Source organism: Streptomyces prasinopilosus (genome assembly GCF_001419695.1).
In the GTDB taxonomy this organism is placed as follows: Bacteria; Actinomycetota; Actinomycetes; order Streptomycetales; family Streptomycetaceae; genus Streptomyces; species Streptomyces prasinopilosus.
Window position 1 is genome coordinate 1 of sequence record NZ_LIRG01000689.1, and the last position, 10,726, is coordinate 10,726.

The 10,726-nt window shown below is 73.9% G+C and carries 8 protein-coding genes; 5 read left to right on the forward strand and 3 right to left on the reverse strand.

Annotated features, from left to right (window positions below; all coding sequences use genetic code 11):
• Positions 1–2,650 (reverse strand): sensor histidine kinase (locus tag AOK18_RS24560; protein WP_055695742.1); only part of this gene is annotated, 2,650 nt, incomplete at its 3' end.
• A gap of 418 nt (positions 2,651–3,068) precedes the next feature.
• Here AOK18_RS24560 and AOK18_RS24565 point away from each other — a divergent pair.
• The gene (locus AOK18_RS24565) at positions 3,069–3,854 is read left to right on the forward strand and encodes a protein phosphatase 2C domain-containing protein (RefSeq protein ID WP_055695738.1); all 786 of its coding nucleotides are present in this window, start codon (positions 3,069–3,071) and stop codon (positions 3,852–3,854) included.
• A gap of 104 nt (positions 3,855–3,958) precedes the next feature.
• Here AOK18_RS24565 and AOK18_RS24570 read toward each other — a convergent pair whose 3' ends face one another.
• Together AOK18_RS24570 and lon are read right to left on the reverse strand one after the other, a co-directional pair.
• Positions 3,959–4,453, reverse strand: coding sequence for a MarR family winged helix-turn-helix transcriptional regulator (locus AOK18_RS24570; protein WP_055695739.1), 495 nt, complete (start codon positions 4,451–4,453; stop codon positions 3,959–3,961).
• A 208-nt stretch (positions 4,454–4,661) separates the two neighbouring features.
• Positions 4,662–7,115: an endopeptidase La gene (gene lon, locus AOK18_RS24575; RefSeq protein WP_055574063.1), complete on the reverse strand. Its 2,454-nt coding sequence runs from the start codon at positions 7,113–7,115 to the stop codon at positions 4,662–4,664.
• Positions 7,116–7,483: 368 nt separating this feature from the next.
• On the opposite strand from lon, the gene AOK18_RS24580 reads away from it, so the two are divergent.
• The 4 genes from AOK18_RS24580 to AOK18_RS24595 all read left to right on the forward strand — a co-directional run.
• Entirely contained in the window at positions 7,484–8,188 is a 705-nt protein-coding gene (locus AOK18_RS24580) for a spermine/spermidine synthase domain-containing protein (RefSeq protein WP_055695743.1), read from the forward strand.
• 123 nt (positions 8,189–8,311) lie between these two features.
• Positions 8,312–9,052 (forward strand): response regulator transcription factor, encoded by a 741-nt coding sequence (locus AOK18_RS24585; RefSeq protein WP_055574061.1) that lies wholly within the window; start codon positions 8,312–8,314, stop codon positions 9,050–9,052.
• A complete protein-coding gene (locus AOK18_RS24590) occupies positions 9,049–10,161 on the forward strand; it encodes a sensor histidine kinase (RefSeq protein ID WP_055695740.1) in 1,113 nt (370 codons plus the stop codon). The genes AOK18_RS24585 and AOK18_RS24590 overlap by 4 nt, the downstream gene beginning before the upstream one ends.
• Before the next feature lie 303 nt (positions 10,162–10,464).
• On the forward strand, positions 10,465–10,726 hold a 262-nt coding region (locus AOK18_RS24595), incomplete at its 3' end, for a 2-oxoglutarate dehydrogenase E1 subunit family protein (RefSeq protein ID WP_157865163.1).

Here is a 10,726-nt window from a genome sequence, read left to right on the forward strand (position 1 = left end):
CCCCGTCGCCGGCCGGCCGCTCGTCGGGCGCCTGCGCGGGCGCCGGGATCAGCAGCGCCATGGTCGTCTCGGCGGGCCGCTCGTGCGTCGTCTCCGGGCCCTCGGCGGGGCCCTCGGCCGGGCCCTCCCCGGGACCGTCGACGGCTTCGGCCGCGCCGGCCGTCCCGGAGGTGGTCGCGGAAGCGGTCCCGGGGGGTGCCGGCTCCGTGGCGTCGTCCGCCGCGGGCTCCGCGGACCGCTCCCCGGCGTGCTCGTCCGCGGTGGGCTCGGGTTCCTCCGCGGCGGACTCCTCCACCGCGGGTTCCTGCGCGGCGGACTCCTCCGCGGCGGACTTCTCCGCGGCGGGTCCCTTCCCCGGGGACTCCTGCGCGGCGGGTTCCTCCGTCGCGGACTCCTGCGCTCTCACCGTCCGCTCCGCCAGGGAGACCAGCGGGTCGCCGCCCTCCGTGCGACCGTGCAGGACGTTGGAGTTGGCCTCGGCGTCCGCGCCCGGCAGGGAGACGCGGGGCGAACCGTCGGCGACGGAACCGGAGGCGGGCACGGCTCCCGGGGTGGCGGCGGCCAGCAGGGGCACCGGCAGAACCACGACCGCGGTGACACCGCCCTGCTTCTGCTTGCGCAGCCGCACCCGCACACCGTGCCGCTGGGCGAGCCGGGCGACGACGTACAGGCCGAGTCCGAGGCCGTCCTCGCCCTCCTGCTCGTAGGGCGCCTCCGGGTCGAAGTCGGACAGGCGGGCGTTGAGCCGCTCCAGCCGTTCCTCGGTCATGCCGATGCCCTCGTCCTGCACGGAGAGCATGACCTCGCCGCTCTCCAGGAGCCAGCCGGAGACCTCGACGGGCAGGTCGGGCGGGCAGAACGAGGTCGCGTTCTCCAGGAGTTCGGCGAGCAGGTGGCTGACGTCGTCGGCGGCGAACCCGGCGATGTGCGCGTGCGGCGGCAGCGCCGCGATGCGGACCCGCTCGTAGCGCTCGATCTCGCTGACCGCGGCCCGTACGACGTCGACGAGGGGCACCGGGCTCGCCGAGTGCCGGACGTGTTCGGTGCCGGCGAGGACGAGGAGGTTCTCGCTGTGCCGGCGCATCACCGTGGCGAAGTGGTCGAGCTTGAACAGGGTGGCCAGGCGGTCCGGGTCGTCCTCGCGCTCCTCCAGGCCCTCGATGACGCCGAGCTGCCGTTCGACCAGGCCGAGGGTGCGCAGCGCCAGGCTGACGAAGGTGCCGCCGATGCTGCTGCGCAGCTGTTCCAGGCGGGCGGCGGACTCGGTGACCTGGGTGCGCAGCTCCTCGCGGGCGTCGGCCATCCGCTGCCGCTGCGCGACGAGGTGCTTGCGGTCGGCCTCCAGCGTGGTGATCCGCCCGGTGAGCTGTGCGGCGTGCGCGTGCAGGGCGTTGACGGAGCGGACGACCTGGGCGAACTCGTCGTTGCGCCCGGTGAACGCGACCGGTTCCTCGGCGGCGGGGTTCTCCGCTTCGGCGAGCCGGGCGGAACCGCGGCGCAGCACGGACAGCGGACGGGTGAGGGTGCGGGCCATGGCGGTGGCGACGCCGACCGCGAGCAGCATCAGGGCGCCGAGGAGGGCGACGCGGATCTCGAGCGCGGTGACGTCGTCGTCGCGCAGCTGGGCGAGGTCCTTGGTCCGCTGGTCGAAGAGGGCGGACTCGACTCCGCGCATCGCCTCCACGCGGGCGGTGAGCGCGGCCGCCAGCTTCTTGGTGCCGGTGGCGAGCTCCTCGTCGGAGAGGGTCGGCGCGTCGGTGAGGTCCTCGAGGTACTTCTCGGCGGCGTCGACCTCGGGGCCGGTGACCGTGGAGTCGTACGAGGCGCGGGCGGCCTGGGGCGCCGACTCGCGGAAGTCGGCGAGCGCGGCGTCGGAGCGCACGCGGGACTGGAGGGCGGCCGCGGTCAGCGCGTCGCGCCGCTCGGCGTCGGCGTCCGACGTGGAGGTGGACGTGGCGGGCAGACCGGTGACGGGGTCGATCACGGTCTGGGTGCTGCTCGGCACGCTGAGCGCGGCGAGCAGCAGTCCGCGGGTGGCGGCGGCCTGCTGGACGGCGGTGTCCAGCTCGGCGAGCGCGTAGGAGCCGGAGCCGGCCCGGGGCGGGGTCTCCTCGGCGAGCTGCTCGGCGAGCCGGTGCAGCCGGGTGATGGCGGTGGAGTACGCCTGGTGCGCCTCGAGCGCGCTGCTCTTGCCGGTGAGCGCGGCCCTGCGCAGGGCCGCGATGGCCTCGAGGTCGTCGCGCATCCCGGCCGGGGTGCCGGAGTCGGCCCGCAATTCCTCGACCTGCCGGTCGACGCGGGTGCTGTGCTGCTCGGTGGGCGCCTTCGCCTTGGGCCGGCCGGCCGCGAGGTAGGACGTCACGTCGTCCCGCTCGTCGGCGAGCGAGTGCGCGAGGGCGAGGGCGTCCTGGGTCCGCTCGGCCCGGGTCACCAGGCTCTGGGAATCACTCAGCTGCCCGGAGGCGGTGAGCAGGGAGGGGGCCCCGGCGCCGGCGATCGCCGCGGCCACGACCGCGACGGCCACGATGAGCCGGTTGCGCACGTGGGTGGGGCGGCCCCGGCCGACGGCGGGCTTCTGCTCTGCGTCCCCCGTGGAGGGCGTCTGCTTGCCTGTGCGACGAGGCCGCGTCTTCTGCACCGGTGCTCGCATTCCTGACTCGTGTACCCGTGGGTCGGGGTGACGTACCGTCAACAGGCGCCTGCGCCCCGCCCGTGTGGAGGGCGTGCGCCCTGGCGGACGGCCGGTCGCGCTCGGTCGGCGAGACGCCCCCGTCGCCCCCCGACCCTCCCAGTGCCCAGGGGCACCGCACGCGCATCACCCGACCCGCCACTCGAAGGAGTGAACATCGGAGGTGAGTTGGGGAGCAAGTCGCGCCGCCTCGCGCAGCGGCCCGTCGTGGCACGCCGGTTGGACGTCTGCGGCGGCCGGTGGCAGGATTCGCCGCCACGCGCTTGCGGAGCACTGCAATCCCACCCAAACGCGGCGCCTGACCTGCACGGCTGCCGGTGTCCGGGGAGCTGCGGGGGTCTTCGGGGGCCCTGGTGGAGGGGTCGTGCAGACTGGCCGGATGCGTACGGAACTTGTCTCGGAGCCCGGGGACGCGGCCCGCCCCAACGAGGACTTCGCGAGCGTCGGGCTTCCGGCCTCCGGGCAGGGCGGTTCGCTGGTCCTGCTGGACGGGGTCACGCCGCCGCGGGACGGTACGGGGTGCCGGCATTCGGTCCCCTGGTTCACCGCGCGCCTCGGCGGGGCACTGGCCGAGCTGACCGTTTCCTTCCAGGATGTCCCGTTGGCGGAGCTGCTGTCCCGGGCCGTTTCCCGCACCGCCGGGGCACACGCGGAAACCTGTGACCTTTCTCACCCCCGTACGCCCCAGGCGACGGTGGTGCTGGCGCGCTGGTCGCCGGAGTCGGTCGAGTACCTGGTCCTGTCCGACTCGGCCCTGCTCGTCGAGTCCCCGGACGGCACGGTCACCGCGCTGCTGGACGACCGGCTGGCCCGGCTGCCCCGCTCGGCGCTGGCCACGGACGCGCTGGTGGACGCCACCGTGCGCAACAGGGAGGGCGGCTTCTTCACCGCGGCGGCCGATCCGTCGGTCGCGGTGCGCGCGGTCACCGGGACGCTGCCGCGCGCCGAGGTGCGCGCCCTGGCCGCACTGACGGACGGGGCGACCCGCTGGGTGGAGAGGTTCGGCGAGGGCGACTGGGCGGACTGCCTCGCCCTCGTCCGCAAGGAGGGGCCGCAGGAGCTGGTGGACCGCGTCCGGGCCCTGGAGCGGGCGGACGCGGACCGGGTGCTGCTCGGCCGGAGCAAGACGCACGACGACGCGACGGTCGTGTACGTGGAGTTCTGAGCCCCCGGTCCCGGCGGACGGGCGGGGGCCGCCCCGCGGGTGGCCGGGCGGCTCGCCGGTGGCCGAGCGGTCCGCGGGTGGCCGGGCGCCCCCGACGGCTTCCGCTACTTCTCCATCCCCCGGTTCAGCCGGCGCAGCAGCCGCGCGAGTTCCACGACCTCGCCGGGGTCCCAGTCGGCGAGGCTGCCGGCGTAGCGCGCGCGGCGGGCCTCGCGGACCCTGCCCGTCCTGTCGCGGCCCTCCGGGGTGAGGGCGACCAGCCAGGCGCGGCCGTCGGCGGGGTCCGGTTCGCGGGTGACGAGTCCGAGTTCCTCCAGGGCGTGCAGCTGGCGCGACATGGTCGCCTTGCCGACGCCGATGAAGGCGGCGAGTTCGGTGGCCCGCTGCTTGCCGCACTCGTCCAGGCGGACGAGCAGCCCGTACGCGGACGGTTCCAGGTCGGGGTGGACCGCGCGGGACATCTCGCCCTGGCTGGCCCTGGCGCGGCGCAGCAGCACCGTCAGCTCCCTTTCCAGCGCGAGGAACCCGGGCCGGTCCACACCACTGCCGGGCGTCTGGGACGAGGTGTCCTCACCGCCGCCGTTCCCGCCTTCGTGCACGTCAGTCCCTGCCTCGGTCTCACCGGTCGTCCACGGTCCCGCCGAGTGGCGGCGCCGCTGGGGCCCCACCAGTATTTCGCAGGCCCGGCCCGACGGCGGCCTCCGGCCCCGGCGACCCCCGGCGCCGTGCGGTCGGTCCCGGTGCCGGACGGGCGGCGGCCCGGACCTCCCTCACGGGGGCCGGGCCGCCACTCGTCCGGTGACGCCGTCACACCGCCACCGGGACCTCCGGCGCCGCTCCGTTCGTCGCCGGCGCGAGCGCCAGCTCCAGGACCTGGCGGACGTCGGTCACGGCGTGGACGTCGAGCCCGTCCAGCACGTGGGCGGGGACGTCGTCCAGGTCGGGCTCGTTGCGCTTGGGGATGATCACGGTGGTGATCCCCGCCCGGTGCGCCGCGAGCAGCTTCTGCTTCACCCCGCCGATCGGCAGCACCCGGCCGGTCAGCGAGACCTCGCCGGTCATCGCCACGTCCGTGCGGACCAGGCGGCCGGAGAGCAGCGAGGCCAGGGCGGTGGTCATCGTGATGCCCGCGCTCGGACCGTCCTTGGGCACCGCGCCCGCCGGGAAGTGGATGTGCGCGCCCCGCTCCTTCAGGTCGCCGACCGGGAGCTCCAGTTCGGCGCCGTGGGACCGCAGGAAGCTCAGCGCGATCTGCGCCGACTCCTTCATCACGTCGCCCAGCTGACCGGTCAGGGTCAGTCCGGCGGCACCCGTCTCCGGGTCGGCCAGGGACGCCTCCACGTAGAGGACGTCACCGCCGGCGCCGGTCACCGCGAGTCCGGTGGCCACGCCGGGGACGGCGGTGCGGCGCTCGGCCGGTTCCTGGGCGGACTCGGGCACGTGGTGCGGCCGTCCGAGCAGACCGCGCAGATCGTCTTCCCCGACCGTGAGGGGCAGTTCCCGCTCGCCCAGTTCGTGCTGGGCCGCGACCTTGCGCAGCAGCCGTGCGATGGACCGCTCCAGGGTGCGGACGCCCGCCTCGCGCGTGTACTCGCCGGCCAGTTTGCGCAGCGCGCCCTCGTCGAGGGCGACCTCGTCGGCGGCGAGCCCGGCGCGCTCCAGCTGGCGCGGGAGCAGGTGGTCGCGGGCGATGACGACCTTCTCGTCCTCGGTGTAGCCGTCCAGGCGGACGATGTCCATCCGGTCCGCCAGCGCCTCCGGGATGGCCTCCAGGACGTTGGCGGTGGCGAGGAAGACGACGTCCGAGAGGTCCAGCTCGACCTCCAGGTAGTGGTCGCGGAAGGTGTGGTTCTGTGCCGGGTCCAGCACTTCGAGGAGGGCGGCGGACGGGTCGCCCCGGAAGTCCGACCCCACCTTGTCGATCTCGTCGAGCAGCACCACCGGGTTCATCGACCCGGCCTCCTTGACGGCCCGCACGATCCGGCCGGGCAGCGCGCCGACGTACGTGCGCCGGTGGCCGCGGATCTCGGCCTCGTCGCGGACGCCGCCGAGGGCGACCCGGACGAACTTGCGGCCCATCGCGTGGGCGACGGACTCGCCGAGGCTGGTCTTGCCGACGCCGGGCGGGCCGACGAGGGCGAGCACGGCGCCGCCGCGCCGGCCCCCGACCACGCCCAGCCCGCGGTCGGCGCGCCGCTTACGCACCGCCAGGTACTCGGTGATGCGTTCCTTCACGTCCGTCAGGCCGGCGTGCTCGGCGTCGAGCACGGACCGGGCGCCCCGGATGTCGTACGCGTCCTCGGTGCGCTCGTTCCACGGCATCTCCAGCACCGTGTCGAGCCAGGTGCGGATCCACGAGCCCTCGGGCGACTGGTCGGAGGAGCGCTCCAGCTTGTCGACCTCCTTGAGCGCGGCCTCGCGCACCTTCTCCGGCAGGTCCGCGGCCTCGACGCGGCTCCGGTAGTCGTCGGAGTCCTCGCCCTCCTGCTCGCCGTTCAGCTCGCGCAGTTCCTTGCGCACGGCTTCCAGCTGGCGGCGCAGCAGGAACTCGCGCTGCTGCTTGTCGACGCCGTCCTGGACGTCCTTGGCGATGGACTCGGCGACGTCCTGCTCGGCGAGGTGGTCGCGCAGCTGCTGGGTGGCCAGCTTCAGGCGGGCCACCGGGTCGGTGGTCTCCAGCAGGGCCAGCTTCTGTTCGGTGGAGAGGAACGGCGAGTAGCCGGAGTTGTCGGCCAGGGCGGAGACGTCGTCGATGGCCTGGACGCGGTCGACGACCTGCCAGGCGCCGCGCTTGCGCAGCCAGGCGGTGGCGAGCGCCTTGTACTCGGTGACCAGTTCCGCCACCTGGCCGGGATAGGGGTCCCCCTTGCCCGGACGGAGGGGCGACCCCGCGGGGCGCTCCGGCACGGTCTCCTCGATCCGGGTGCCCTCCACCCACAGCGCGGCCCCCGGCCCGGTCGTCCCGGCGCCGATCCGCACCCGGTCCCGGCCCCGGATCAGGGCGCCCGGGTCGCCGTCGGCCAGCCTGCCGACCTGCTCGACCGTGCCCAGGACGCCGGTGGCGGCGTAGGTCCCGTCGATGCGTGGCACCAGCAGGACCCTGGGCTTCCCGGGCTCCGACGCGGCGGCGGCCTGGGCGGCCTCCACCGCGGCGCGCGCCTCGGGGTCGTTCAGGTCCAGCGGGACCACCATCCCGGGCAGCACGACCTCGTCGTCGAGCGGCAGCACGGGCAGGGCGAGCGATGCGGACTCAGCAGCCATGATCTCCCCTTCGGCAGTCAAGTTGAGTTACACCGGCTCAATGCTCCTGAGCCCTTGATTGTTCCCGGGTCGCGCACGACGGCGTTCGCTCTCAGCGATCACCCGGCGACCGGCGGGTGAGGAGCCCCTCGGAGCGCCGCTTCCGCCCGAGTCCGCCCCGGCCTGCCGGGTCCGCCCGGGATCGCCGGGGTTGCCGGGGTCGCCCGGCCGTCGAGGCTCCCGAGGTCCGCCGAGCCCCGCCGGGAGCCGCAGAGGGGCCGCCCGCAGGAGTCCGCGGAGGCCGCCGGGGAGTGCCGGTCGCCGCCCGGGAACGGCCCGGGACGACGGGCGGCGCCCCGCCGGACGGGGAGTGCTGCCAGGATGAACGCATGTCCACCCCCTACGACATTCCCGAAGTCCTGGACCGCCGCGAGGGCCCGTACGGGGAGGTGGTCCTCCGCCGGCACGGCGGCCTGCTGCAGATCATCGCGAACGGCTGCTTCCTGATGGACACCTCCGACGGCCGCTCGGAGCGCCTGCTGGTCGACGCCGCCCTGGCCGCGCTCGACGCCTCCGACACCCGCGCGGGGCACGGCCCGCGGCCGGACCCGCGCGTCCTCATCGGCGGACTGGGCGTCGGCTTCTCCCTCGCGCACGCCGCCGCCGCGCCCCGCTGGGGCCGCATCACGGTGGTGGAGCGCGAACCCGCCGTCATCGAGTGGCACCGCGCGGGCCCCCTGGCCGAGTTCTCCGCGCGCGCTCTCGCCGACCCCCGCGCGGAGATCGTCGAGGCGGACCTGGTGGCGTACGTCCATGAGACGTCCGACACGTTCGACGCGCTGTGCCTCGACATCGACAACGGCCCCGACTGGACGGTCACCGAGGGCAACGACGGGCTCTACTCCGCCGCCGGGCTCCAGGACTGCGCGCGGGTGCTGACCCCCGGCGGAGTACTCGCGGTGTGGTCCGCCCGGCCGTCCGCGGATTTCGAGGAAACCTTGCGCAATGCCGGGTTCCAGCAGGTCCGTACCGAAGAGATCCCCGTTGCCCGGGGCGTTCCGGACGTCGTGCACCTCGCCGTCCGACCTGGATAGCAAAGCCGTGGTGACTCCCCGTACGCTGCTGCACGGACGCGGATCATTCAAGCGTCAATCGCAGTCATGCGCAGGGACGGATTCACCCCACGGATTCCGGGAAGCACACTTCAGGGGCGGGCGATGGAGCAGACACACACCTCCCACAACGGCACGGCGGCGGCCACCCCGGGCGCACAGCGCCGGGTCCTGGTGGTCGAGGACGACGCGACGATCGTGGACGCCATCGCGACCCGCCTTCGTGCCGAGGGATTCCTGGTGCAGACGGCGGGCGACGGTCCGTCCGCCGTCGACACCGCGGAGGCCTGGCAGCCCGACCTGCTGATCCTCGACATCATGCTGCCGGGCTTCGACGGCCTGGAGGTCTGCCGGCGCGTGCAGGCCCAGCGGCCGGTGCCGGTGATGATGCTGACCGCGCGCGACGACGAGACCGACATGCTGGTCGGGCTGGGTGTCGGCGCCGACGACTACATGACCAAGCCGTTCTCCATGCGGGAACTGGCGGCACGCGTGCACGTGCTGCTGCGCCGCATGGAGCGGGCGGCCCTGGCGGCCTCCACCCCGCGCAGCGGCATCCTGCGCCTGGGCGAACTGGAGATCGACCACGCGCAGCGCCGGGTCCGGGTGCGCAGCGAGGACGTCCACCTGACGCCCACCGAGTTCGACCTCCTGGTGTGCCTGGCGAACACGCCCCGCGCGGTGCTCTCCCGGGAGCAGCTGCTGGCCGAGGTCTGGGACTGGGCGGACGCCTCCGGCACCCGGACCGTCGACAGCCACATCAAGGCGCTGCGCCGGAAGATCGGCGCCGAGCGCATCCGCACCGTGCACGGCGTGGGCTACGCCCTGGAGACGCCGACGCCATGAGCGACGGGCCGGCCGGGCGGAGGGCCCCCGGGGACCCCGGCCCCTGGGGCGGCGTCCGTCCGTTCTCCATCAAGACCAAGCTGGGCGCGCTGGTCGTCATCGCGGTGCTGATCACCACCGGACTGTCGATGATCGCGGTGCAGACCGAGACGGAGCTGCGCTTCATCACGGTCTTCTCGATGATCGCCACCCTGCTCATCACCCAGTTCGTGGCGCACTCCCTCACCGCGCCGCTGGACGACATGAACGCGGTGGCCCGGTCCATCTCGCACGGCGACTACACCCGCCGGGTCCGCGAGAACCGCTGGGACGAGCTGGGCGACCTGGCCCAGACCATCAACGTCATGGCCGACGAGCTGGAGGCGCAGGACCACCAGCGCAAGGAGCTGGTGGCCAACGTCTCGCACGAGCTGCGCACCCCCATCGCGGGTCTGCGCGCGGTGCTGGAGAACATCGTCGACGGCGTCACCGAGGCCGACCCCGAGACCATGCGCACGGCGCTGAAGCAGACCGAGCGGCTGGGGCGCCTCGTGGAGACGCTTCTGGACCTGTCCCGCCTGGACAACGGGGTCGTCCCACTGCGGCGGCAGCGGTTCGAGGTGTGGCCGTACCTGTCCGGCGTGCTCAAGGAGGCCAACATGGTCGCCTCCGCGCGCGCTGGCATGACCACCGGTTCCGGCGGCCACACCCGCACGGACGTCCACCTGAGCCTCGACGTCAGGCCGCCGGAGCTCACCGCGTACGTCGACCCGGAGCGCATCCACCAGGTCGTCGCCAATCTCATCGACAACGCGGTCAAGCACAGCCCGCCGCACGGCCGGGTGACGGTCAGGGCGCGGCCCGGCCCGCAGCCGGACTCGCTCCGGCTGGAGATCCTGGACGAGGGGCCCGGCATTCCGCGGACCGAGTGGCACCGCGTCTTCGAGCGGTTCAACCGCGGCAGCGTCAACCAGCCGCACGGTCCGGGCAGCGACGGAGGCACCGGTCTCGGCCTGGCGATCGCCCGCTGGGCCGTCGATCTCCACGGCGGACGGATCGGAGTGGCCGAATCCGAGCGGGGCTGCCGAATTCTTATCACCCTTCCGGGAACTTCTCCCTCGCCAAGTTGACGTAAGGTGCCCAGCGGAACCACAAGATCCATCCGCGTTCGCGCTGATGGACACGTGTGAGCGGACCCGGATGCGCGCGCAGGCCCGCGGAGCGGGCGCCCCGGGCCGCGGCCGACCCGTGCCCACTGCGCCGCGACAGCGCGGAACCACGCTTGTTTCCCGCCATTTCCCGCACCGAAACACCCTCAGAGATGTGACTTACGCGACGTTGAACGGGCCCGGCCTGACCTTCTCGGCCGGGGAGGCGTAGCCTTAATTTCCGCTGTCCATCATCTTGTGAAGCGGAAGAGGGCGGTTGACGCCGTGTCGCCACAGTCCCCCAGTAACTCGAGCATCTCGACCGACACCGACCAAGCGGGCAAGAACCCTGCCGCGGCCTTCGGTGCCAACGAGTGGCTCGTCGACGAGATCTACCAGCAGTACCTCCAGGACCCGAACTCGGTCGACCGGGCCTGGTGGGACTTCTTCGCCGACTACAAGCCGGGCGCCCCTCAGGCCCCGGCCCCGGCGAACAACGCGGTGACGGGGACCGCCGGCACGACGACGGCCGCGCCGGCCGCACCGG

Coding starts and splice junctions, on each gene's coding strand:
- AOK18_RS24565 (WP_055695738.1), top strand. CDS start 3,069: ATGCGTACGGAACTTGTCTCGGAGCCCGGGGACGCGGCCCGCCCCAAC.
- lon (WP_055574063.1), bottom strand. CDS start 7,115: ATGGCTGCTGAGTCCGCATCGCTCGCCCTGCCCGTGCTGCCGCTCGAC.
- AOK18_RS24580 (WP_055695743.1), top strand. CDS start 7,484: ATGTCCACCCCCTACGACATTCCCGAAGTCCTGGACCGCCGCGAGGGC.
- AOK18_RS24585 (WP_055574061.1), top strand. CDS start 8,312: ATGGAGCAGACACACACCTCCCACAACGGCACGGCGGCGGCCACCCCG.
- AOK18_RS24590 (WP_055695740.1), top strand. CDS start 9,049: ATGAGCGACGGGCCGGCCGGGCGGAGGGCCCCCGGGGACCCCGGCCCC.